This is a genomic window from Ruegeria lacuscaerulensis (assembly GCF_013034745.1).
In the GTDB taxonomy this organism is placed as follows: domain Bacteria; phylum Pseudomonadota; class Alphaproteobacteria; order Rhodobacterales; family Rhodobacteraceae; genus Ruegeria; species Ruegeria lacuscaerulensis_B.
In genome coordinates this window covers 54,368-76,179 of the sequence record NZ_WQGP01000014.1, presented here as the reverse complement: position 1 = coordinate 76,179, position 21,812 = coordinate 54,368, and the positions used below count along the sequence as shown (strand labels likewise).

Annotated in this window: 24 protein-coding genes; 18 read left to right on the top strand and 6 right to left on the bottom strand. The window is 54.6% G+C overall.

The features are described from left to right. Window positions 1-451: 451 nt before the first annotated feature. Window positions 452-829 (top strand): nuclear transport factor 2 family protein, encoded by a 378-nt coding sequence (locus GOV79_RS21265; RefSeq protein ID WP_170791650.1) that lies wholly within the window; start codon window positions 452-454, stop codon window positions 827-829. Window positions 830-917: 88 nt separating this feature from the next. Beyond that, a complete protein-coding gene (locus GOV79_RS21260) occupies window positions 918-1,763 on the top strand; it encodes a universal stress protein (protein WP_170791649.1) in 846 nt (281 codons plus the stop codon). Window positions 1,764-1,818: 55 nt separating this feature from the next. On the opposite strand, the gene GOV79_RS21255 is transcribed toward GOV79_RS21260, so the two are convergent. Next, the gene (locus GOV79_RS21255; RefSeq protein WP_170775225.1) at window positions 1,819-2,382 is read right to left on the bottom strand and encodes a flavodoxin domain-containing protein; all 564 of its coding nucleotides are present in this window, start codon (window positions 2,380-2,382) and stop codon (window positions 1,819-1,821) included. A gap of 327 nt (window positions 2,383-2,709) precedes the next feature. After that, window positions 2,710-4,014 (bottom strand): ferredoxin reductase family protein, encoded by a 1,305-nt coding sequence (locus GOV79_RS21250; protein ID WP_170791648.1) that lies wholly within the window; start codon window positions 4,012-4,014, stop codon window positions 2,710-2,712. A gap of 274 nt (window positions 4,015-4,288) precedes the next feature. Between GOV79_RS21250 and GOV79_RS21245 the strand changes: the two genes are divergently transcribed. Together GOV79_RS21245 and GOV79_RS21240 are read left to right on the top strand one after the other, a co-directional pair. Beyond that, window positions 4,289-4,792 (top strand): Hsp20/alpha crystallin family protein, encoded by a 504-nt coding sequence (locus tag GOV79_RS21245; RefSeq protein ID WP_170787350.1) that lies wholly within the window; start codon window positions 4,289-4,291, stop codon window positions 4,790-4,792. 559 nt (window positions 4,793-5,351) lie between these two features. Further along, window positions 5,352-6,605 carry a S1 family peptidase gene (locus GOV79_RS21240; protein ID WP_170791647.1) on the top strand — a complete coding sequence of 418 codons (1,254 nt, stop codon included), beginning with the start codon at window positions 5,352-5,354 and terminating at the stop codon, window positions 6,603-6,605. Here the strand turns inward: GOV79_RS21240 and GOV79_RS21235 are convergent, their stop codons facing one another. Together GOV79_RS21235 and GOV79_RS21230 are read right to left on the bottom strand one after the other, a co-directional pair. Continuing rightward, a complete protein-coding gene (locus tag GOV79_RS21235; protein ID WP_170791646.1) occupies window positions 6,606-8,222 on the bottom strand; it encodes an MFS transporter in 1,617 nt (538 codons plus the stop codon). 43 nt (window positions 8,223-8,265) lie between these two features. Further along, window positions 8,266-9,486 carry an APC family permease gene (locus GOV79_RS21230; protein WP_170791645.1) on the bottom strand — a complete coding sequence of 407 codons (1,221 nt, stop codon included), beginning with the start codon at window positions 9,484-9,486 and terminating at the stop codon, window positions 8,266-8,268. A 437-nt stretch (window positions 9,487-9,923) separates the two neighbouring features. Here GOV79_RS21230 and GOV79_RS21225 point away from each other — a divergent pair, with 437 nt between their 5' ends. Together GOV79_RS21225 and GOV79_RS21220 are read left to right on the top strand one after the other, a co-directional pair. After that, entirely contained in the window at window positions 9,924-11,528 is a 1,605-nt protein-coding gene (locus GOV79_RS21225; protein WP_170791644.1) for a Na/Pi cotransporter family protein, read from the top strand. A gap of 114 nt (window positions 11,529-11,642) precedes the next feature. After that, the gene (locus GOV79_RS21220; protein WP_170791643.1) at window positions 11,643-12,050 is read left to right on the top strand and encodes a c-type cytochrome; all 408 of its coding nucleotides are present in this window, start codon (window positions 11,643-11,645) and stop codon (window positions 12,048-12,050) included. On the opposite strand, the gene GOV79_RS21215 is transcribed toward GOV79_RS21220, so the two are convergent. After that, the gene (locus GOV79_RS21215) at window positions 12,051-13,223 is read right to left on the bottom strand and encodes a cation:proton antiporter (protein WP_170791642.1); all 1,173 of its coding nucleotides are present in this window, start codon (window positions 13,221-13,223) and stop codon (window positions 12,051-12,053) included. It abuts the gene before it with no gap. A 199-nt stretch (window positions 13,224-13,422) separates the two neighbouring features. Here GOV79_RS21215 and GOV79_RS21210 point away from each other — a divergent pair, with 199 nt between their 5' ends. From GOV79_RS21210 to GOV79_RS21185, 6 genes are all read left to right on the top strand, one after another. Next, a complete protein-coding gene (locus tag GOV79_RS21210; protein WP_170791641.1) occupies window positions 13,423-13,872 on the top strand; it encodes a phasin family protein in 450 nt (149 codons plus the stop codon). Window positions 13,873-13,929: 57 nt separating this feature from the next. Further along, on the top strand, window positions 13,930-14,337 hold the full coding sequence (locus tag GOV79_RS21205; RefSeq protein WP_170791640.1) for a universal stress protein: 408 nt from the start codon (window positions 13,930-13,932) through the stop codon (window positions 14,335-14,337). Between the two features lie 704 nt (window positions 14,338-15,041). Next, a complete protein-coding gene (locus tag GOV79_RS21200; protein ID WP_170787338.1) occupies window positions 15,042-15,920 on the top strand; it encodes a LysR family transcriptional regulator in 879 nt (292 codons plus the stop codon). Continuing rightward, window positions 15,917-16,825: a DMT family transporter gene (locus GOV79_RS21195; protein ID WP_170787336.1), complete on the top strand. Its 909-nt coding sequence runs from the start codon at window positions 15,917-15,919 to the stop codon at window positions 16,823-16,825. Before GOV79_RS21200 ends, GOV79_RS21195 begins: the two co-directional genes overlap by 4 nt. A gap of 64 nt (window positions 16,826-16,889) precedes the next feature. Next, on the top strand, window positions 16,890-17,168 hold the full coding sequence (locus tag GOV79_RS21190; RefSeq protein ID WP_170791639.1) for a hypothetical protein: 279 nt from the start codon (window positions 16,890-16,892) through the stop codon (window positions 17,166-17,168). 79 nt (window positions 17,169-17,247) lie between these two features. Further along, the gene (locus GOV79_RS21185) at window positions 17,248-17,661 is read left to right on the top strand and encodes a universal stress protein (protein WP_170791638.1); all 414 of its coding nucleotides are present in this window, start codon (window positions 17,248-17,250) and stop codon (window positions 17,659-17,661) included. Window positions 17,662-17,666: 5 nt separating this feature from the next. Here the strand turns inward: GOV79_RS21185 and GOV79_RS21180 are convergent, their stop codons facing one another. Next, window positions 17,667-17,999: an ArsR/SmtB family transcription factor gene (locus GOV79_RS21180; RefSeq protein WP_170775386.1), complete on the bottom strand. Its 333-nt coding sequence runs from the start codon at window positions 17,997-17,999 to the stop codon at window positions 17,667-17,669. A gap of 231 nt (window positions 18,000-18,230) precedes the next feature. Here GOV79_RS21180 and GOV79_RS21175 point away from each other — a divergent pair, with 231 nt between their 5' ends. The 6 genes from GOV79_RS21175 (at window position 18,231) to GOV79_RS21150 (ending at window position 21,728) form a co-directional block, all read left to right on the top strand. Next, entirely contained in the window at window positions 18,231-18,563 is a 333-nt protein-coding gene (locus GOV79_RS21175; protein WP_170791637.1) for an AtpZ/AtpI family protein, read from the top strand. A gap of 2 nt (window positions 18,564-18,565) precedes the next feature. Next, window positions 18,566-19,324: a F0F1 ATP synthase subunit A gene (locus GOV79_RS21170; protein WP_170356118.1), complete on the top strand. Its 759-nt coding sequence runs from the start codon at window positions 18,566-18,568 to the stop codon at window positions 19,322-19,324. A 69-nt stretch (window positions 19,325-19,393) separates the two neighbouring features. Then, complete coding sequence (locus GOV79_RS21165) at window positions 19,394-19,618, top strand: F0F1 ATP synthase subunit C (RefSeq protein ID WP_005981269.1); 225 nt, start codon at window positions 19,394-19,396, stop codon at window positions 19,616-19,618. An 86-nt stretch (window positions 19,619-19,704) separates the two neighbouring features. After that, window positions 19,705-20,256: a F0F1 ATP synthase subunit B' gene (locus tag GOV79_RS21160; RefSeq protein WP_170791636.1), complete on the top strand. Its 552-nt coding sequence runs from the start codon at window positions 19,705-19,707 to the stop codon at window positions 20,254-20,256. Window positions 20,257-20,261: 5 nt separating this feature from the next. Next, window positions 20,262-20,822: a F0F1 ATP synthase subunit B gene (locus tag GOV79_RS21155; RefSeq protein WP_170791635.1), complete on the top strand. Its 561-nt coding sequence runs from the start codon at window positions 20,262-20,264 to the stop codon at window positions 20,820-20,822. A gap of 90 nt (window positions 20,823-20,912) precedes the next feature. After that, a complete protein-coding gene (locus GOV79_RS21150) occupies window positions 20,913-21,728 on the top strand; it encodes a hypothetical protein (protein WP_170791634.1) in 816 nt (271 codons plus the stop codon). Window positions 21,729-21,812: the final 84 nt, after the last annotated feature.

The following is a 21,812-nucleotide window of genomic DNA, read 5'->3' as shown; positions in this document are numbered from 1 at the left end:
GTTCGGGTGTAGTCGCACCGGTGAAAACGCAGGCTCGGAGAGCGGCGCGTTCACACCACCCCCGCGGGAAGAGCTTTTCAAGCCTGGCTTGCATCTCCGGGGGTGCGAATGCCCCCTGCGATTGTCTCTTAAAACCCATTCAGTTTACGCGCCGCTTTGTCCCGCTCGGACTGTAGACGGGTCCGGGCTACCTCCGCTGTGCCTGCTTCCGCGTTGGCGGCTTCGCTGAAGGACTTGATAAAAGCTGCCACTGCGTCGGGCTGCATCAGACTCTGACGAAGCAAATCCAGAACGGCGTCTTCCAGGGCATTGCAGCGAATAGATTGCCTATGCGAACAAGTGCCGAGTTTGCGAGCGGCGCCCGGCTGTTAGGGAGATACGCTCATTGATCCTTGTCAAGATATGCGCGGGGAAGACGTGGTACAGTCAATGGTAATCTAGGGGGAGATTCATGGAAGAGTTAATTGAAATCGGAAGATCGTTCGTCCAGTCCATGCGTGAGCGCAGAGGCCTTGGAAGTGTTGATGAAATGTATGCCGAAAACGCTCAATCGATTGAGGCAGTTGTGCCTCCGGTCAGACAGTTCCGCGTTTCTAAGGGGCGAGAAGCCATCAAGGGGAAGAGAGAAGATTGGTTGGCCTCGCACGAAATCCAGGAACTCGACGTGGATGGCCCTTATGTCCACCCGCCCAACCGTTTTGGATTGCGCTTCAGAGCTGAAGTGATTCAGAAGGCTACCGGAGAGCGTATGACCCTGCGCGAGATCGCTGTGTATTCAGTGGCAGAAGGCAAGATTGTGCTGGAAGAGTTCTTCATGCTGCCGAAGTAAGAAGCGCGACCGACAACATTGTCTCTTTGTTGACCTAGTCAGTGCGCACGAGTCTTGGACGAAGTGAAATCCCGGACGGAGGTCGGGAATGCAACACAGAACAGTGGTATATTATGTAGGAGTCGATGCTGACGATGCGTCGATATTGGAATGCGCGGAAACTGCCCGTACCCAGAACGGCCACTTGAATTGCGTAGTGATCGCAGCTTTACCTAAACTGCCTTACCTAAAGTATGGATCAAACAGGTTCGTTGAGGCGGGTCTTCCTTCAAACTGGTTGGATGTCCTTAACGCAAGAAATGCTGCCTTGAAGTCCCGCGCCACCGAAGTTGAAGCGCTTCTGGCCGCGCGGGGTGTATCGGCAAATGTAAACGCCTTTATTGGATCTGGAACAGAGTTACAGCATCTTGTGGCAGGCCAAGCCAAATGCTGTGATATCGCCTTTCTTGACGCTGAGTTGCGAAAAGATCCCGATTTGTTTCATAAGGTCGCGTACGGAGTATTGTTCCATTCACCGGTCGCCCTGATGATCAATGGAGACCCGTTTGCCCAACGTGAACGCATTGTTTTGGCATGGAATGATAGCCTGCCTGCGTCCAGGGCTGCGCATTTAGCTTTACCCTTTTTTCTGGCGGCCAAGGAAGTTGTGGTTGGGTGTTTTGATTTGCGGTCGTCTGATGACGTCGAAGGCGAAGAGCCCGGAACTGAGGTTGCTGGATGGCTCCGTCATCACGGTTGCAAAGTGACCGTGTCGCAGTTTCCATGTGGTGGGGACTCGATCGAACACTGCATTCAGGATCGCGCAACAGAATTGGGGGCCGATCTCGTTGTTATGGGCGCTTATGGGCATTCCCATCTGCGTGAGTCACTCTTTGGTGGAACGACGCAAGCAATGTTGGAGCAGACAGGGTTGCCAGTGCTTTTCGGACACTGATGAAGTGAACCGGCGACTGTGATTTTCTGGTAAGTACGAGAGTAGCCAGCTGTTACTAGGATATCGCTTGAGATTGATGCTGATTGGCCCGGCCGTTTCCACCAAGGAAATCTATCACAATAGACGTTAATTCGTCCCAATCAGTAAACTCCCGCGCTCCATCTCGTGGATCGATTTTTCGACCCAGCAAGACGACGTGTTTTAGGATTTCCCTCTCAAAATATCCGTAGCTTTCGGGCCTCACCGCGCCTGCGATCAATGCCGTCGCATTTGGTTCCATTCCTGTTCGCATAAGCATTTCTTTGAGATAGTCGCGCGCTTCCTCTCGACCTGAAGCAAAAGCTGCCTTTAGACCGACGGAAAGCACGAGAGATTTTCGTTTCATTAAGGCATCTCTATTTGACGCGACATAAGCCTCAAAGGACTCGGGGTGCCTACGCTCGTGGACCGGAGCCAAGAGAATGACCTTGGCCACATCGTCAAGCGACACGTGGTCGTGCATTTCGTCAGTATTGATCAGCCGTGTGTTGAAGCCGGCTTCCTTCACGATATCGCCGATGAAACGCGCAATCTTTGCCGTCTGACCTTCGACTGTAGCGAAGGCGATGAGTACGGTCATTCCGATCCTCCCATAAATCGGTCTGAATAGATTTCCAATTATGAATAAGTGGTGTGTGTTGCCCTTGATCTCCATCAAAGGCGTTACTTGGGAGAGTTGTGGTGCGTCCTGTCTGTCCAAGCAAAGCTTGTTTTTAAGGAAATTCGTAACGGCATGCATCTGCAAGAAAATCTGCCTTTTTTCGGCTGGCAATTACAAGGCTAGCCAAGGCCCAATGGTCCGTATGGCTACCTTAAGGAAAAGGCCAAGACAGCGACAAAGATTGCAAAGTTGATAAACCACACTGCGAATTTCACCTGTTGGCGTGCGGGCAGGTTTCTAAGCAATCTAATCATAGTCGAACCTTTCAGACAAAATCCGATGGGGCGCGGTGCCCCGCGTGATCAGATGATCTTCCACGGCGTCCATCATGGCAGGCGGGCCGCAGAGAACAAAAAGCCAGCTTTCAAATTGTTCAGAAGACAAATTGCGGTCCAACAGGGGACCGTCGATTAAACCTGTTTCTCCTGACCAATCCTTTGGCGGTTCGGATAGAACAAATACAGTTTCTTCCTTGGACAACTCCTGAGGATAAACAATCTGCTCCTCCACGCGGTTGCCATAGATAAGCTTGAGATCCCGCTGTGTATCACTCAACCGAACCTGTCGCGTGATGCTCAACATCGGCGCGATACCCACACCACCTGCGATCAGAACGATGCCTTTCTCAGGACGGTGGCTGATCGACAAATTTCCGTGTGGGGCATCCAGATAGACCGGGGTGCACGGAGCAATTTGTCCGAGACCGCATGTGAAATCCCCAAGTTCCTTAATCACAAAGGACACTTCGGGGCCTTCAGCTGGTGCTGAACTAATCGAGAATGGGTTTTCGTGCAGCGAGAAAGCACTGTGGCCGACATTTAGCCAAGCAAACTGCCCTGCTTCGAAAGTTAGTCCGGTGTGACCATCGGGCTTGAGGCGCAACTCCCATTGCCTCGGTGTTAGTCGAGACACAGAAGTAACGCGCCACGGCCTTTTCCTCTGACGCAAAGGGTGAACGAGATAGACATACAGCAAGGTCCCTACAGCAATAGTGGTCAGGGCAAGCCAGAGAAACGTCATTAGCGGATGTCCACCGTAGCGCCCAGCATAGACCGTGTGGTGCAACAGCAGGCAGGCAATCACCAAGGCTCCCAGCCCGTGCAAGAGGCGCCATGTCTCGTACTTGTAATCAAGGGATTTACGGGCAATTGCCGAGGCGACCAGAATGAACAGTAAAAAATATGCGCCGATGCCCGACGCCAGGGCAGAAAAGTCGGTCGAAATAGTAAGTTGACTTGTTTCATCCCACGGGCGGCGTCCGCCAGATGGCGTACCCTGGTACAGCAGCGGGTGTATTAGCGCGAAGCCAAGCGCTGTACGCGCCATCATCTGATGCACCCGCATGGTCACATCCATACCCAGACCGGAAGAGATGAATCTGAACCGCCCAGACAGCAAGAACTCAACTAGTATTATTGAAAAAGCAAGCATTCCAAGCCCGGACGCGAGCTCTTGATGAAATGATCGCGGTTGCCATCCCAGAGACCAGGAAAACCCCAAGGGGGTCAAGATCAGCAAAACGTAGATCAGCGCCAGATAAGGCCATTTCATACGGCTTTGCTCCAAATTTCTAAAGGTAAGCAACCCGGGCTCATTCAGAATAAACGCTAAGCTGACATGGGGCTCCGATCAAGACTGCTGAGATTGGTCTGAATTGTAGCATGACAGGGCAAGAGTGTTTGCCGACGGTTCCCATTTCTGTTCGTCCGGTCGGTACGTGCGATCTGGCTGAGGCTGCATGCTTGCGCAAGATCAAGGTCATTGACCGCGTTTCCTGTCATAATGTTGCGCGCGCAAAATCCGACCAAAGGAGGAGGCTCAAAAAATGCTAGAAGACAAAAAGTCCCCGCAACTTTTCACTGGAACGCATCCGCTCTCCGACAATTTTCGACGTGAAATGGAAACCCTGATGTCGCGGTTTTTTGGGGGAGGATCACCTTTCCTACCTATGGAAACGGCTGCGCAACGCACGGGTTTTCCGTCTCTTGATATGACAGGCGCGATTTCTCCGGCAATCGATGTCCAAGAGACGGATTCTGCGATAGTCCTTACGGCTGAATTGCCGGGGCTCGAAGAGGATGATGTAGAAATTGAAATCAAGGATCGCAGGCTAATCCTGCGCGGTCAGAAGAAGATTGCGCATGACGAAACGGGCGATCTGCGTGTCAGCGAAAGAAGCTACGGCAGCTTTTCCAGAGCCATGTCGCTGCCAGATACTGTGGAAGTCGACAAGGTTTCAGCAACATTCGACAAGGGTGTTCTGCGTATTCAAATGCCGAAGAGTGAGCCTCAGGATCCAAGCCGTAAGATCAAGGTATCGTCGAAATAGACAGACTGTTGGCGCGATACGGTGCTTGAAAATGCCAAAGCAGAGGGCCGATCATGGATCGGCCTTCTTGGAACTGTGGTCTGATAGTTGTTTTTGGTTGAATCCGGGCAGACATCGCAGGTGCTTGTTTAAATGAGCTTTTTTCTACATTCGCGTCAAACCATGGGCTTGGTGTTGCGGCGTGGTAGAATGCCCTCACGCGTTTGGATAGGGGGCCACAATGCGCAAACCAAAAGTGAGCGACATGATACCCTCAGTGAATGGTGGTGAAGGCGAGGTGCGGGCCTTTCTGGAGAGCCTTACAGGTCCATCGCGCGGAAACGTGAACTGGCTTGTCGACAATGCCCTGACTGTCTCTGTTAGTGAAGGCAGGGTGCTAAGCCTGCGTCTTAAAGAGGACCTGCCTCCTCATGACAACGATATAGCTACCCTTCAGTGGGCTGACGATCGTTACACGATAACCGCTACAGCGGGACGCAATCTGTGGGTGAACGGGCAAAAAACTTCTTCGACGTCTCTTAATCATGGTGACATGATTGAGTTCGGAGAAAAGGGCCCCATGTCTCGGTACAGGTTGTGCGATCACTCATTTCCCGCGCACCATACAGTCGAGGATATCCTCAGCGACGCATATGCTTATACCCGAACGAGCCGTCGACCCTTCGCCAAAAAGATGTCTGGTGCCCTGCGCGACGGTGGGTGGCGGCTTGCGTCTCAAACCACGGTACTGTTCAGGATCACGGTTCTTGCAACGCTTCTTGTGATCGCGGGGTTTGGGTACCTGCTTTACCAAAACGACCGGCGCTTGGCGGAGAGTATCGAACAGGAATCCCGCAAGATCGAAGCGGTCGCGGTTATGCTCGCTCAGACGCGGGAAGATGCGCTGACACCTGATGACTTGTCTTCGTTGCGTGACGCTTTCAAGAACCAGCTTGTGACGACCGAACAACGTCTTGGAACCTTGGAACAACAGGCAGGAGCGCCCACGCGGGTGATAGCTGCCTCTACCCGATCTGTCGCTTTCCTTCAGGGGGCTTACGGTCTGCGCCACGTTGAAAGCGGGAAGATTCTACGGCACGTTGTGGGGCCAGACGGCGAAAACCTTAAAACCCCGTTTGGCCAGCCTTGGATCGAACCGGATGGGACCGGCGAACCTGCAGAATTTCAGTTCACCGGAACAGGATTTTTGATTGCTGGGGCACCGTTGATGGCCACCAACCGTCATGTTGCGTTGCCGTGGACATCAGGAGACCGAGAGAAGGCGCTGAGAGACGCGGGTCTTGAGCCAGAGATGTTGAGGCTGCTGGCCTATTTGCCTGATCAAACGGAACCAATAGAGGCGCGGCTGATCCGGTTCAGCGACGCGGCAGACTTGGCGATTTTGGAAGTTGAGCCAAGCCGCGTTCAGGAACTTGGAATTTCGTTGGCGGATACCAAGTCGCGCGTAGGTGAAGAGCTTTATCTGTTGGGATACCCAACGGGTTTGAAAGCACTGATCGCGCAGGCTGGTCCGGGCTTTCTAGAGGGATTGGAGGCAGACGGGACGTTGAACTTTTGGTCGATCGCGTCCCGGCTTTCCACACAAAGCAAGATTCATCCGCTAGCAAGCCGTGGGATCGTTGCGCGGACAAGTGAGAGCGCCATCGTTTATGACGCTGAGACCACGACCGGCGGGAGCGGAGGACCGGTATTGAATCGGCGTGGTAAGGTCGTTGCCATCAATGCTGCGATCCTGCCCGAGTTCGGTGGTTCCAACATCGGCGTCCCGGTCTCACACCTCAGAGCTCTGCTGGAAGAGGTGGAAAGTCAGTGATCATTCGCTCGTTCGAAAACGCGAGATTTGAACAAAAAACACTGTAGCGAGTGGAACGATCATTGAGATCAGTGCCACGCAGATCAGCAGGTATCCAAGTTGACTGTAGTCCGCGGTTGATGTGATCTCACCGGTCTCAGGGTTGGTGACAGCGCGTGTGACGACAAATGTCTGGTTGAGGTACTTGGTGCTGAGGCTGCTGGCCGACAATGCCATGTTGGTAAACGATGCCATCACTGCAAAAAAGGTGGCTTTCAACTGAACGGGTGCATTGCGGGCGATCCAGGCCAACATCGGGACCATAGCAATCTGCCCAAGCGGCGATTCAACAGCTGTATCAAGAATGGCAATGAACCTCGCGTCGACAACTCCGCCGGTACGCGCTGCCGTCCATTCATGCACTCCGTAATATAAGGCGAGGTTGGGCAGGGCGAGAACGCCCGCGGCGATCGTTAACAATACCACCACATGTGCAATAGAGCGATTGGCCATAAATGGCCGGAGAACGATCAACCCCAATAATGCCAGCAGCGAAGTTAATAGTGCCAGGATTGCCAGGAACTGTTCATCGAACCCAAGTTCATCGATTTCAAACCAAGTCAGGCCTTGTCCTGGTAGCGGCATGGCACGGAAAACAAAAATGATTGTTGCCGTCCCAATCAGGGCCTTGGCTTGGGCTGGTTCCAGCTCCTTCAGTAGACGCGACATCAGGTACAGAATTACCGTCAAAGAAACTGCAAAAACAGTCTCTTGCGCAAATTCGAAATCTGCGGTCCCCAGCACGATGCTAAGCAAAACGAATGCAAAGCCACCCAGCAAAATGGACCATTGGACTTCTGTGACTTCATCCGGTGTGTGGGGCGGATGACCCCGCCTGGCAAGTTGACGCTGGATCAAGCTGTGAAGAACGACCCCACTGACCGACAACACCGGGATGGCCAGAGCTATCAGGTACACTTGGCCATAAAGCGCAAGGCGCTCGGATTTTTGCAGACCTTCAGTTCCAGAGAAAATCCAGATGTTCACAGCCGCAACCGCCGCAAACCCGGAAATGATCGAAACTCTGCCCAAGGTTTGCATTGTCGTGTGCTGTGCACGGGTTTCTTCAGGCGTAAACGGGAGGCCGTGCTGGTTAACCTTGGGGACCGCTTCGACCGTCATGGCATCCGCAACTACGTCTTGAATGGCATAGCCTGAAGGCGCCAGCAGCAGGGCTAGGACATACCAGTCTTCCAGAGGCATGAAATTGGACATCACGGCAGGCGCGGTCACGAGACCGTACATTGTGAGCAAAGACAACGTGATCAGGGATGCGCCAAACAGGATCAGCAGGGACTTCCAGCGCCAAAACAGGTCCACGACATGACCAAGCGGCATTTTAAGGATCCAAGGGATGCCGGCCCAAAATGCCAGTCCTGCAACGAAAGAGGCGGATAAATCGAGATAGTCTTTTAGGAAAAAAGCGCCGACGACCGAGGTCAGGCCGGACACGCCGGCCGCGAAATAGACCATTAATGGCGGCAAATAGGACCATTGCAGCTGCTGAACCAGATCCACAAAGGTTCTATGCCACCAGCCCGAGAGTTTTGATCTTATGGAAGTTTGGTCGGTCGTCATATGCCGTGGTAGCTCTTGGAAGCCTTTGGGTCGATGTATTTAGTTAGAGAAATCCAGATCCGAAAAGCAATGCACTGGTGATCACTCCAAGTATCGGTACCACAAGAGGAACGCGGAAGTGCTTGACAGCCTCGTCCGGCCGCATCTTCAGCAGGATCAGAGAAATGTTGACGAGCACAAAGACGCCCAGAACGATCTGGGATGTGCGCTCTGCCAGAGTACCAATCGGCATAGTTTGGGTCAGCAGTACGATGATCGCGACGACCAGCAAAGTAGCGACAACTGGTGTCTGCGTTGCTTTCGGGACAATCGCCAGAACCTTCGGCAGATGGTCACGGTCAGCGAGTCCGTAGATCACCCGCGAGGCCATAATCATCTGGATCAGTACGCCATTGACCGTCGCTACAATCGCGACCGCGGAAAAGCCCTGTTTAATCATCTCAGGGGCGTTTGAGAACACAAGCGCGAGAGGTGCTGCGGACGTCGAAAGAACATCAATCGGAACAACAAGTAGGACCGTCATTGAAGTTCCCAGATACAACACGGTTGCCAGAACGAGCGTTAGCAAAATCGCTTTTGGGATGGTGTGCACTGGGTCTTTCACCTCTTCCGCGACATTGGCCATGTCCTCGAAGCCAACAAAAGCAAAGAAGGCGAGAAGCGATGCCGCGAAAATACCTCTCCACGCGTCGAGTTCCAGCGGGGGAAGCATCGAACTTACCCCGTATCCCTGCGGATCCTGAATCGACATGCCCCAGCCGATCACAAAGAGAAGACCTGCGATCTCGATGATCGTGATGACAGCCGCAACAAAGACTGACTCGGTGATCCCCCAAAGCGCGATTAGACCCATGACCAAAACGACGCTGACGGTCAAAACAGGGATCGTAAAACCGGTCAAAGCATGAAGGTATGATGCTGCGCCAATTGCAACGGCAGAGGCGGAGATAACGCCCGAGGCTGCCACCGCAAGCCCAACGAATACTGCCATCCATCTTTTCTGAAATCCCGCTTCAACATAGGCCGCTTCACCTGCGCTCACAGGAAATCGAGTTGCGAGTTCTGCATAGGAAAGCGCGGTGAGTGATACGACGAGCGCGGCTACGACGAACGACAAGGCCGCAAACGGTCCGGCAATGTCTGCTGTTGCACCGACTAAAACGTAAATGCCCGCTCCGACTGTTACCCCAAGGCCATAAAGCGTGAGCAACGGGGTAGTAAGAGCCCGTTTGAGTTTCTGTTCGTTTGGATCAACAGAGTTCATAAGTGTTTCCAACAACTGCCGATTCAGAACATCGCCAGTGGCGTCCTTCTCGTTTTCGTCCGCGATTAGCGGAACGGATTAATCCGATGGTCAATGCTGCATCGAAGGCCTTGTGTTTCAATGTCTGGGCGCGTTGGGCACCGATCGATTAACTGGGGGCTCGCCACCACTCCTGCCGAGCCCCCTTGGGTGGAGCTTCTGCTCCGACAAAATTCCGTTCACCTTTGTGTTTGCTTGGGGACAGGTCGGTGAACGTAGACACGTTAAAACATTCGTATTTCACTATGTGATTCATTTTGGTGCTTTGATCTATGTCAACCAACTCGGGGGGGCGGGTCTGCGAGGCTGAGTGCAAACCACCTGTCGTTTGCCGTCGGACTTAAAGGCAAAGCAAACACGTTAGGCGGTTTGAGATTTAGGGTGGAAAGCAATTCGTGATGTTCTGGAACCTGTTACCGGCCTTAGGCGGCATCGGCCTGTTCCTTGTCGGCATGCTGTTGATGACCGACGGTTTGAAGACTTTGGCAGGGGCGAAATTGCGAGATATTCTGGGCCGGTTCACGTCGACACCGTTTACCGGGGCTGTAACAGGTGCAGTCACGACAGCTGCAATCCAGTCTTCCAGTGCGACCACCGTTGCGGCCGTTGGATTTGTCGCGTCTGGTCTGCTCACGTTTCCCCAAGCGCTTGGGATCATCTTTGGGGCCAATATCGGAACGACCATGACAGGTTGGCTCGTCGCGCTCTTGGGGTTCAAGCTGGACCTGGGGCAAGTGATGTTGCCCGTTGTTTTTTTTGGGGCTTTGCTGGCGCTTTCAGGAAGAAAAGCGGTTTCCGGCCTTGGGTTGGCATTGGCCGGGTTCAGTCTGATTTTCATTGGGATCGAACAACTCAAATCCGGGTTGGACGCATTTCAGGGCGTAGTTACTCCTGCCGATTTTCCACCAGACACACTGCTGGGCAGGTTGAAGCTTGTACTGATCGGCGTCCTCATCACGATGGTGACGCAGTCTTCGAGTGCTGGCGTTGCAACGGCGTTAGCTGCGTTGAGCGCCGGTGCTGTGAACTTCCCCCAAGCGGCGGCTCTGGTCATTGGAATGGACGTGGGGACAACTTTCACCGCTGTTTTGGCAACCTTTGGCGGTGGGACGATGGCGCGCCGCACTGGTTTTGCTCATGTGATCTACAATGTGATGACAGGGGCACTGGCATTTTTCCTGCTGGGGCCGTTTACTGCAGTCTTTGTAAGCGGGTCGGGGGCCGGAAGCTCTCTGACTGCGCTTGTCGCTTTCCATAGCTTCTTCAACGCCATAGGCGTGGCGCTGATCCTGCCGTTCGCGAAACCCTTCGCCAGATTTGTCGAGGCCCTCGTACCCAACAAAGGGGCTGAGTTGACGAGATCTTTGGATCCTCTCGTCCTCGGGATGCCAGAAATAGCTGTGGGCGCAGCAAAAGTTGCAGTCGAACAAATTGTAAGGGCCGAAGTGGCGCACCTTCGGTCATGTATCGGGGCATCTCAGCCAAGCGGACCCGATTATGGACGGGACAGCATTCAGACTGCTGTATCGGAAGCGCGCTCGTACCTAGACAAGATTGAACTGCCCAGCAGGTCCGACGCAGAGATATCCAGCATCAAGGGTATGTACCATGTCCTCGACCATCTTGACCGACTGCTTTACCGGTGTAGCCAAGATGATCGGATAAGCGAGTTACCAAAAGACCAGCGTTTGAAGCGGCTTGCTTCGGTGTTGATTGCAGCAACTGGTAGCTATTTGGAGATCGACAATCCAGTGCAGTGCGAAAACACGCTGAACCGCGTTCGCCGTTTTTTGCGACGACAGAGGAAACTTCGCAGAGACCTGCTCATCTCTGACGCTGCAACTGACAGTCTACCGGACGATGTGGTGTGGGCTCGGCTGGATGCTCTCAGATGGTTGCATCGTGTGTCTTATCACCTCTGGCGAATTCGCTGGCACATGAACGCACTGGAAGGAGTGCCGTCAGGGCGCGATAGTGGTGAGCTCAACGAAGAAATGGCGTAGATGGCGGCTGGCCTGGATTAGACTCGGCGCGTGCAACATGAGCAAGGTCAAAGACGTTCCGTAACTGTGCTGTCTAATAGGATCATCATTTGTGGCAGCGATTTGGAGGAGAATATGCGGTCGTATCGAGGGATTTTACTGGCACTGTTCGCCACGGGGCCTGCACAAGCGCAGGAGGTCAGCGTCAGCGAAGGAAGTGAATTGTACCGGACGTATTGCTGGCAATGTCACGGTTTCGAAGCAACCGGAGACGGGCCAATGGCCGAAATGCTGGCTATTCGAACACCTGACCTTACCAAATTGGCTGGTGAGAACGGCGGTGTGTTTCCGATAGATCGCATAGCTGAACAGATTGATGGGCGTTCACAATTGCTCGCTCATGGCGGCGAAATGCCAATCTTTGGTGCGGTGTTTGAGACAGACCAACAAATTGCGGTGGCTTTGCCTAGTGGGCAACCAATGATGGTAGGCTTGCCGTTGGCGAATTTGCTCGCCTTTCTTGAATCGATCCAGTCTGAATAGTCACGGACCAATCGGCTCATCCGTGTCAGCCGTTCGTCTGATTGACATAAGTGTCAAAGGCGGCCCCAACACCTCGAAGGCAACTGTACTGGCCAGGGTAAAGGCCATGATCGACGCGGCCCAATTCGGAAATTGCTCTCCGGCGACAAGGGCCATTCCGACCGCGACACCGGCCTGTGGTAACAAAGCGGGGCCGAACCAACAGGTCTGACGGCGAGGCAGGCCGCCTAGTCTCGCTCCGCAGTAACCTCCGACAAGGCGGGCCACGGCGCGCAAGATCAGGAAAAGTGCACCAGCCCAGCCCATTAAGCCAAAGGCTTCAATATCCAACGTGGCACCCGCCAACAGAAAGAACAGGATCATGAATGGCCACTGAATGTGCTCGATCTCGTGAAAAGCACGGTCGTGATGGCGGGCAAGATTCCCGATCACTGCGCCCGCAACCATTCCTGCTACCAAGAATGAGACCTCCAGCCAAAGCGCGAGGCCCGCTGTCAGAAAGACTATGCCCACTGCTTCTGCCTGCATTGGCTCTCCCGGTTTCAAGCGGCCGGTCAGGAAAGCGGATGGCACGCCTAGTGCGAAACCCAACAGTATCGCCCCTCCGAAATCCCACATCGCGGTGGTCGCGACGGTGGCCCAACCATCCGAATGACCGGCCAGAACCAAGGCGATGCTGAAAACGAGCAGACCCCAAGCGTCATCAATTGCGACGACGCCCTTTAATGTCTCGGTAAAGCTGTTGGATACCCTAGATTGTTTGATCACGTCTGTCATGGCGGCCGGAGCTGTAGCCGTAGCAATTGCCGCCAACACCAATGCCAGCCCGAAGGGTACGCCGATTGCGGTCAATCCAGCAGACACAATAACAAGGGTTGCAACCACGATTGAAATCGAAATCGTCAGAATGGCTCGGCCATGCCGGACCAGGTTCTCGCGGGTCAAAGAACCTCCAAGAAGAAACGCGACCATCGTCAAGGCCACAATAGAAATCTCGTCGAACCACATTGCAACGTCGAGTGGGATCAAACCCATTCCGGCGTTCCCGGCGACCAGACCGAGGAAAAGTAAGGTTGTAACACGAGGAAGATGCGTGGCCCGGCCAAGTTGGTCAGCCGCCAATCCGGCAAGGAAGAGGATGCCAAGGGTAATCAAAAAGCCGGCAATATGCATAGAAAACCAAGCGTTAAGTTCTTGTCTAGACTACTCTAACTCCAACACGGCCTGCTAGGAACCGGTGTCGGAGAGAATGCGAATGTCCCGTCGCAGCCTAAGCTGAAGATCCTAAAAATAGGGATATTGATCTGTATTAAGGCGAAAGCGCGCAGCAGGTGGCACGATAGCTCATTCAGGAAACGAGGAGGAATTTTCGATGCCGTCAAAGAAATCTAGCACAAATAGCCCGACCTCACTTGTGGATGTTTTCAAGCAAATGCAGCCGCCCATGTCTGGCAATCCGGCCTTCGGCGCCCAGATCGAACAATTTTGGGACGCGCAAGAAAAATTGCTCGAAGAAACAGAGGCCTTTGCGCAGCATTGGTTCGAACGGCGTCACGAGGCGGTTCGGACGGCTCTACAAGCTGCACGCAAAGTGTCTTCCGCGAACCCGTCCGATCCAACGAAAGCGCTTCAGAGTATGACGGAATGGCAGCGCCATTCGGCTGAGCGGTTGGTTGCTGACGCGCAGGAATGGTTCGAAACCGTGTCCCGCTGTGCATCTTATGTCACTGAAACCGAAGTTGCAGCTGTTGAGAAAACAGTTGATGACGTTGCAGCCGCTACAAAGAGCGCCGGGAAATCTTCAAAGTCCGAACCTGTTTAGGGCTCGTGCTGCCGAAAAACCAAACTGAAATCATCGGAGCAGTAGATAGGAGGTCAAATGTACAAGAACATCCTGATCCCGGTTGCTCTGGACCAAGAACACGACACACAAGCGTCCTTTGCAGCCGCGCGCCAATTGGCCGATACAGACGCCGTTTTTACCGTGGTACACGTTCAAGAGCCAATTCCCCCTTATGTGGGATCTCAGATTCCCAGCGAAGTACTCGAAAATACACGGCATGAAATCTTGGAAAACCTGCATCAGACTGCCTCTGAAATTCCAGGCGCGAAGGCTCGGCTCATCTCTGGGCACGCGGGTAGGGCCATTGTCGACTTTGCAAACGAGTGCGATGCAGATTGCATCGTCTTGGCATCGCACAAGCCTGGTTTTGAGGACATATTCTTGGGTTCCACTGCGAACAGAGTCGTGCATCACGCAAGGTGTTCGGTTCATGTAATTCGTTGATCCAAAGTCAGCGGCGTGACGTCCTTATTGGCTGGCCCAATACTTAGTGAGCCAAATCAGATCGAAAGAATTGGCAGCTGAGCCAAAGAACCCTCGGACTGCAGCGACACGTTTTTTGCAATTTACGTGCGGTTTCGAATTTGTTGGAGCGCTGGATTACTTTATTGCGAAGAGCAGTTGCCGATCGGTCGTTAGGAGACTTTCGACACTTGGGTTGTCTCAGCGCCAAAGACTTCGCCTTTCTTGACGCAAAGCTGTTTGATGAAGGCCAAATCCTGCACCCACTACCAATACTCCAGTTCGAATATCTAACGTTTAGCCTCGTACAGCGCCGGGGCCTTTTACGTTTGCGCCAACACCACCAGAAGAACCGTGGGTCGTGGTTGACGCTAGTGAAGACTGGGCGGTTTACATTCAGTTGCTGACTCGGTCTTTCAAAAAAGACGATATCTACACTGATCTTCTGCAAGTGCAGTTTTTTTACTAAGCTTTCAGGCCTTATGCATTGGTCAAGAAGAACGCTTCCACCTCTAGTGTTCGGGTTTGCGGTTTGGGCAAGGCCCATCCGGGATTCGACATAGTCAATATCTCGACCAGAAAAACGCCCAGCGATCAGAAAACACTAAACCATGCCCCTTCGCCACCGTGCAAAATTTTGCTACACCCAATTTGAGTGTTGAAATTTGCACAATAGGCAAGATGCAATGGAAAACTGGGACGAAGTGAAAACCGCCTATCAGGTGGCGCGAATGGGTACGGTTAGCGGTGCGGCGGACGTGCTGGGCGTGCATCATGCGACGGTGATCCGTCATATTGATGCGATCGAAGCGCGGTTGGGGGTTAAGTTGTTTCAGCGTCACGCGCGGGGCTACACGCCGACCGAAGCGGGTGAGGATCTTTTGCGGGTTGCGCAGGCGACCGAAGATCAGTTCAATCAGTTGGTGGGGCGGATGAAGGGGCGTGGTGACGACGTTTCGGGCGAGTTGGTGGTTACGTCACTGTCTTCGCTGGCGCCGTTGATCGTCCCGGTGCTGAGCGCATTCCAGAGACTGCATCCCGATCTGATTGTCCGCTACCTGACCGGGGATCGCTTGTTCCGACTGGAATATGGCGAGGCGCATGTGGCTATCCGCGCAGGCTCGGCCCCGGATCAACCGGACAACGTGGTGCAGCCCTTCATGCGGCAGGAGGTCGGACTGTACGCGAGCACCTCCTATCTTGAGCAACATGGAAGGCCCGCCGGGATTGAGGATTTCCCTAACCACTATTTCGTCAGCACGGATGATGAAAACAGCCGGGCGCCTTTTTCAAAATGGTTGCGTGAAACCGTGCCCGTCGAACGGATCACATTTCGCTGCACGAATAATTTCTGCATACGCGAGGCAGTTCTGTCCGGTGCCGGGATCGGCTTTATGGCCAGGTGGGAGGCTGCGCGTGATCCAAACCTTGTCGAGGTGATTGAACCGTTGCCCGAGTGGTTCGGCAATCTGTGGCTGGTAACGCATGTGGATTTGCACCGCACCACCAAGGTTCAGGCATTTCTGTCCTACCTGAAAGAGCAGTCCAAGGATTGGCAAACATGAGCCCACAGGCACGGGGCCATCTGGCCATGCTGACATTCTCGGCACTGGTCGCTGGCAGTTTTTCCCTTGGGGCAATGATCGCAAACCAAATCTCGCCTGTCGCGGTTACAGCGGCGCGGTTTGCAATTGCAGCGCTGGTGATTGGTGCCGCTGCGTTGGCCACGACCGGGGTGCCCCGATCTGCTGCGCGGGCCCCGTGGCGGTACCTTGTTTTGGGCGGGTTGTTCGGCACCTATTTCGTATTGATGTTCGTCGGTCTGAAAACTGCACCACCGGTTAGCGCTGCGGCGGTCTTTACGCTGACCCCGGTTCTTTCGGCCTTGGCGGGCTGGGTCTTGTTACAGCAGGTGACGACCCCACGTATGGCACTGGCGCTGGTTATCGGAGCAACAGGAGCGTTGTGGGTGATTTTCCGAGCCGACTGGCAGGCCTTTATGGCGTTTCAGGTCGACCGGGGCGAGATCATCTACTTTTGGGGTTGTGTCGCTCACGCAATCTATACGCCGATGGTGCGAAAGCTAAACCGGGGTGAGCCTGCTGTGGTCTTTTCCTTCGGCACTATGGTCGCGGGTTGCCTCTTGCTGTCGCTATACGGCTGGAAGGACATAGCGGCGACGGATTGGGCAAGCCTGTCTTTGTTCATCTGGTTGGTCATTCTGTATCTGTCTGTCTTTGCCACGGCAGCCAGTTTCGTGCTGGTGCAATATTCGGCGCTGCGTCTGCCCTCGGCCAAGGTAATGGCCTACACCTATCTCGTACCAAGTTGGGTCATCTTGTGGGAGATTGCTTTGGGCCAGAAAGCCCCCGCCTTGCTGGTCGGGGTAGGGGCCGTGCTGACCGTTGTCGCGCTGGTTCTGTTGCTGAAATCCGAAGAAACGCAGGAGGCTGCGCTCGTTACCAAATGACTGTTGTGCTTTGAACAAGATATGAGACTGTAGAGCGGATACAGGTCAGATCAGAGGCACCTTGATGAAAGCGTTTTTCCCGTTCGCTGCAATGGCGATACTGACTGCGTGCACGCCGCTGCAGCCCCCCAGCGGCGTCATCAGCGAAGCCGACCTGCAAGCTAGTTGCGAGGCGCTGGTCGCGGCGGAATCCGGCATACGAGCAAGCGGTATTTCCGCGCGTCCCACTCAGTTTGAGGCAACAGGCTCGATCACCTTGGTAGATGTTCAGGGGGTATCTGCGCCTTGGCTGTGCCTTGCGGATGTGACGGGTGTGGTGACAGGTGTTGAGCCGGGCGCCTAGGCCTGCCGGTGCCCTTTGAGGCAGATCAAAGTTGTTACATTCGAATTTCCCTATGCTTTGAGCAGAGGAGGAATTCACTATGTATGACCACATCATGTTCCCAGTTGATCTGCACCTGCCGCCCACGGTTCAGAAAGCTGCCGAGGTCGCCGCAGCGGTCGCCAAGTGGCAAAGCGCCAAGATTACTGTTGTCAGCGTCACCGGAATTCAACCCGGTGACCCCGTGCAGCCTAACGCGATGGTCAACGAAGATCTGCGCAACTTTGCCGATCAACTCGCTGAAAAAAGCGGGGCCGAAGTTGACTTTCGCAACATCCACTCGGTCGATGTAGGTGCTGAATTGGATGGCGACCTGACGCGCGCAGCGGATGAGATTGGTGCGGACCTAATCGTGGTAGGTACGCATGCGCCACGGATCATGGACTACATCTTTTCCAGCCATGCCGGCTATCTGGCAACGCACGCCTCCATTTCGGTCTTTGTTGTCCGTTAGGCGGTTCAATCCTCGCCCGAGGGAAGTTCAACTTCCAGAAACCGTTCGAACGCGTCCAGATTGACGGGTTCGAACTGCCCAAAACCTTGCATCCAAACCGAAGCCGTCCGCAAGGCATCCGGTTCCAGTTTGCACCATTTCACCCGCCCCCGTTTTTCCTGGCTGATCAATCCCGCCTTGGTCAGGATCACCAGGTGTTTCGAGATCGCCGCAAGCGACATCTCGAACGGTTCGGCCACGTCGGTCACGGCCATATCGTCCTCCAGCAACATTGCAAGGATGGCGCGGCGGGTCGGGTCGGCGAGGGCTGCGAATACTGTGTCGAGATCGTTGGACATGTCTTCGCTGAACCACAGCGTCGGGGTTTGGTCAACCATTTGGTTAAATATGCGGATTCAGGCGTATCCGTGCCGGACCTTTAATCCACTTCCGTTTTGGGTTCGGCGGTGAAAAGATTTTAATAATTAAAATCAAATACTTAAGTGAGCTGTGGGTGCGACCTATACACCGTTGACTCTGTGCCCGCATCGCCTTAGCACCCTACCCAAGACTGTGCGAGGGAAACGCCCGTGACCGATGATGACCAAAAGCAGCGTATGGCGCAGCTGGAGGCCAAGATCGACGCGGCGAAAAAGGCCAAACAGCCCCCCAAACGCGCAGACAGTGACATATCCGGTGGCGAGCTTGCCTGGAGGATGGTCATCGAAATGGTATCCGGTCTGGGGATCGGATTTGGCATCGGATACGGGCTGGACAGCCTGTTCGGGACGATCCCGATCTTTCTGGTGCTGTTCACATTGCTGGGCCTTGTCGCGGGCGTGAAGGTTATGCTCCGCAGCGCGAAAGAGGTCCAAGAGAAACAAACGGCGGCGACGGCTGCTGAGAAGGACGAGAGGGACTGAACGTGGCAACTGAGACCACCGCAGCAGAAGGCAGCAGCCTGGTATTCCACCCGATGGACCAGTTCATCGTCAAACCGTTGTTCGGCGACGGCGCAGTGGGCATGTTCACCATTACCAACGTGACGCTGTGGCTGTTCTTTGCGATCGTTGCGATTGTTCTGCTGCTAATCGTGCCGACCTCGAAGCGCGCAATTGTTCCGACCCGGATGCAGTCGGTGGCCGAACTGGCCTATGGCTTCATCTACAAGATGCTGGAAGACATCTGCGGCAAGGAAGGCGTCAAGTTCTTCCCCTATGTCATGACCCTGTTCATGTTCATCGTGACCGCGAACTTCCTGGGCCTGATCCCGACCTCGTTCACAACCACATCGCATTTCGCCGTGACCATCCCGCTGGCGCTGGCTGTTTTCCTGACCGTCACCATCCTGGGCTTTGTCAAGAACGGCGCGGGCTTCCTGAGCCTGTTCTGGGTCTCCAGCGCTCCGATGGCGCTGCGCCCGATTCTGGCGATCATCGAGCTGATCTCGTACTTTGTGCGTCCGGTCAGCCACTCCATTCGTCTGGCCGGTAACGTCATGGCGGGCCACGCGGTGATCAAGGTGTTCGCAGGTTTTGCCGCGATTGCCGTGATCTCGCCCGTGTCGGTTCTGGCGATTACCGCAATGTACGGTCTCGAGGTCTTGGTGGCCTTTATCCAGGCCTACGTATTCACCATTCTGACCTGTGTTTACCTTAAGGACGCTCTGCATCCGCATCACTGATTGGGTCTTGCACCCAGCACAGGAACGATAACCCAACATCGAAACTTCCAATTCGTAAGGAGATACATCATGGAAGGCGATCTCGCACACATCGGCGCAGGCCTGGCAGCAATCGGTTCCGGCGCAGCCGCAATCGGGGTGGGCAACGTTGCAGGCAACTTCCTGGCCGGCGCCCTGCGCAACCCTTCGGCGGCTGCTTCGCAGACCGCAACCCTGTTCATCGGTATCGCATTCGCAGAAGCCCTGGGGATCTTCGCATTCCTGGTCTCGCTGCTGCTGATGTTCGCCGTCTAATCTGCGGAACCTGATCCTTACGCGCAGGTGGGTCCAAGCCATAGCGGCCCACCTGTTGTAAAGACAACGTTCCGACGGAGGACATCATGGCGACTGAACCCCTAGCCAAAGAAGTAGCAGGCTCCTGTGTTGACTCGTATGGGTCGGCCATCGGGATGCCGCAGCTCTGCTTTGATTGGTTCCCCAACCAGATTTTCTGGCTGGTCATCACGCTGGTCGTCATCTTTCTGGTCCTGTCCCGCGTGGCTCTGCCCCGCATCGCGGCAATCCTGGCCGAGCGTCAGGGGACCATTACAAATGACCTGGCTGCGGCCGAAGATCTGAAGGCCAAGGCGGTCGAGGCTGAAGAGGCCTATAACAAGGCGCTGGCCGATGCCCGTGCCGAAGCGCAGCGTATCGCTGCCGAGGCGCGTGCCGAAATCCAGTCTGGTCTGGATGACGCGATTGCAAAGGCAGATGCTGAAATCGCTGCAAAAGCGGCTGAATCGGAAAAGGCAATTGCCGACATCCGTGCCGGTGCGCTGGAAAGTATTCAAGTGGTTGCCAAGGATACGGCAACTGAACTGGTCACAGCACTGGGCGGCGAGGCGGATGCCAAAGCCATCGACGGTGCCGTTGACGCGCAGATGAAAGGATAAGTGACATGCGGAATACTCTTGCCCTTATCCTGACACTCGGCGCTGCCAGCCCCGCGCTGGCCGCAAGCGGCCCGTTCTTCTCGCTTGGCAACACAGACTTTGTGGTCCTGCTGGGCTTTATCGTCTTCATCGCGGTTCTGTTTTACTTCAAAGTGCCCGGCATGATCGGCGGCGCACTGGACAAGCGGGCCGAGGGCATTCAGTCGGAACTGGACGAAGCTCGCGCCCTGCATGAAGAAGCGCGCAGCCTGCTGGCCTCGTATGAGCGCAAGCAACGCGAAGTTCAGTCTCAGGCGGATGCCATCGTGGCGGCGGCTAAGGATGATGCTGCGCTGGCGGCTGAACAAGCCAAGGTCGATCTGGAGAAGTCCATTGCTCGTCGTTTGGCGGCAGCACAGGACCAGATCGCATCGGCTGAGGCTTCGGCCGTGAAAGAAGTGCGCGATCAAGCCATCACTGTTGCTGTTTCTGCAGCAAACGCGGTTCTGGCCAAGCAGATGACGGCTTCCCAGGCCAACAAGTTGATCGACGCGGCCATCGCGGATGTAGGCGAAAAGCTGCACTGAAATCTGGACAAAGTTTGAACTTTGACCCGAAAGCGAGCTTTCGGGTCAAAGTGTTTTAGAAGACCTCTCGCCTGAATTGCTGGACTTCTTATGAACATTCTCGGCGTCGTTCGAAATGGTGGAGAATCTCTGACTGAAACGCTCTTGCGTATCGAACAACTACGGGCGCAGCTAGACAGCAGTCGCGTGATTATCGCGACCAACGATAATTCAGACAACACCGACGGTATCCTGCAAGACTACGCGGCTATGAGCGCGGGTGTTGATATACTCTTTCTTGATAGTATGGCCGGCCTCTTCGAAGAACGTGTGGAGCGTATTGCTGCAGCCAGAAATACAGTTCTTGAGCACCTTCTAACCAGCAGTCCGATCCATCCACTGACCCTGGTTCTTGATATGGACGGACCCAACACGCAGATGGATCCGAGTCAGGTGTTGAACGCGGCGGTGCGTCAGGTGCCACAGTGGGATGCTGTGTTTGCCAACTCATTGCCCGCCTACTATGACCTATACGCGCTGCGATGCGCAGGCTGGTGCGAACAAGACCCGTGGCGAGAGCTTGCGGCGCTAAAGCGGCCCAGGATGTTTCGCAGTGTCTGGTGGCGACGGATGCAGCGCAAAATCATTTATAGACGCCAATACTCGATGCCGCCTGATACGCCAATGATTGAGGTGGACAGTGCTTTTGGTGGGTTGGGTCTGTACAAGACCGAAGCTTTGCATGGTGCCACGTACCGGCCACGGGATGAGACCGGCCACGTCACCTGCGAGCACACAACCCTGCATCTTTCGCTGCGCAACGCGGGAAAGCGTCTTTTCATTGACCCCGGTCTTACGACTTTGGCACAAACCGAGCATATGGGCCCCGGCAGCGGAAAGCGCATTCCAAAGAAGCTGTTGCAATGATCAACTTGTCAGTGTTGATGCAACCGGACAGAAACTCTGTTGCTGCGTCAACGCAGCTCGGCCTTGGGTAAAAGGATTATGCAT

Coding starts and splice junctions, on each gene's coding strand:
- GOV79_RS21245 (WP_170787350.1), top strand. CDS start 4,289: ATGCTAGAAGACAAAAAGTCCCCGCAACTTTTCACTGGAACGCATCCG.
- GOV79_RS21190 (WP_170791639.1), top strand. CDS start 16,890: ATGAAAGCGTTTTTCCCGTTCGCTGCAATGGCGATACTGACTGCGTGC.
- GOV79_RS21205 (WP_170791640.1), top strand. CDS start 13,930: ATGTACAAGAACATCCTGATCCCGGTTGCTCTGGACCAAGAACACGAC.
- GOV79_RS21160 (WP_170791636.1), top strand. CDS start 19,705: ATGGCGACTGAACCCCTAGCCAAAGAAGTAGCAGGCTCCTGTGTTGAC.
- GOV79_RS21230 (WP_170791645.1), bottom strand. CDS start 9,486: ATGAACTCTGTTGATCCAAACGAACAGAAACTCAAACGGGCTCTTACT.
- GOV79_RS21200 (WP_170787338.1), top strand. CDS start 15,042: ATGGAAAACTGGGACGAAGTGAAAACCGCCTATCAGGTGGCGCGAATG.
- GOV79_RS21255 (WP_170775225.1), bottom strand. CDS start 2,382: ATGACCGTACTCATCGCCTTCGCTACAGTCGAAGGTCAGACGGCAAAG.
- GOV79_RS21240 (WP_170791647.1), top strand. CDS start 5,352: ATGTCTCGGTACAGGTTGTGCGATCACTCATTTCCCGCGCACCATACA.
- GOV79_RS21235 (WP_170791646.1), bottom strand. CDS start 8,222: ATGACGACCGACCAAACTTCCATAAGATCAAAACTCTCGGGCTGGTGG.
- GOV79_RS21215 (WP_170791642.1), bottom strand. CDS start 13,223: ATGCATATTGCCGGCTTTTTGATTACCCTTGGCATCCTCTTCCTTGCC.
- GOV79_RS21265 (WP_170791650.1), top strand. CDS start 452: ATGGAAGAGTTAATTGAAATCGGAAGATCGTTCGTCCAGTCCATGCGT.
- GOV79_RS21225 (WP_170791644.1), top strand. CDS start 9,924: ATGTTCTGGAACCTGTTACCGGCCTTAGGCGGCATCGGCCTGTTCCTT.
- GOV79_RS21150 (WP_170791634.1), top strand. CDS start 20,913: ATGAACATTCTCGGCGTCGTTCGAAATGGTGGAGAATCTCTGACTGAA.
- GOV79_RS21260 (WP_170791649.1), top strand. CDS start 918: ATGCAACACAGAACAGTGGTATATTATGTAGGAGTCGATGCTGACGAT.
- GOV79_RS21220 (WP_170791643.1), top strand. CDS start 11,643: ATGCGGTCGTATCGAGGGATTTTACTGGCACTGTTCGCCACGGGGCCT.
- GOV79_RS21210 (WP_170791641.1), top strand. CDS start 13,423: ATGCCGTCAAAGAAATCTAGCACAAATAGCCCGACCTCACTTGTGGAT.
- GOV79_RS21185 (WP_170791638.1), top strand. CDS start 17,248: ATGTATGACCACATCATGTTCCCAGTTGATCTGCACCTGCCGCCCACG.
- GOV79_RS21180 (WP_170775386.1), bottom strand. CDS start 17,999: ATGTCCAACGATCTCGACACAGTATTCGCAGCCCTCGCCGACCCGACC.
- GOV79_RS21195 (WP_170787336.1), top strand. CDS start 15,917: ATGAGCCCACAGGCACGGGGCCATCTGGCCATGCTGACATTCTCGGCA.
- GOV79_RS21250 (WP_170791648.1), bottom strand. CDS start 4,014: ATGAAATGGCCTTATCTGGCGCTGATCTACGTTTTGCTGATCTTGACC.
- GOV79_RS21165 (WP_005981269.1), top strand. CDS start 19,394: ATGGAAGGCGATCTCGCACACATCGGCGCAGGCCTGGCAGCAATCGGT.
- GOV79_RS21155 (WP_170791635.1), top strand. CDS start 20,262: ATGCGGAATACTCTTGCCCTTATCCTGACACTCGGCGCTGCCAGCCCC.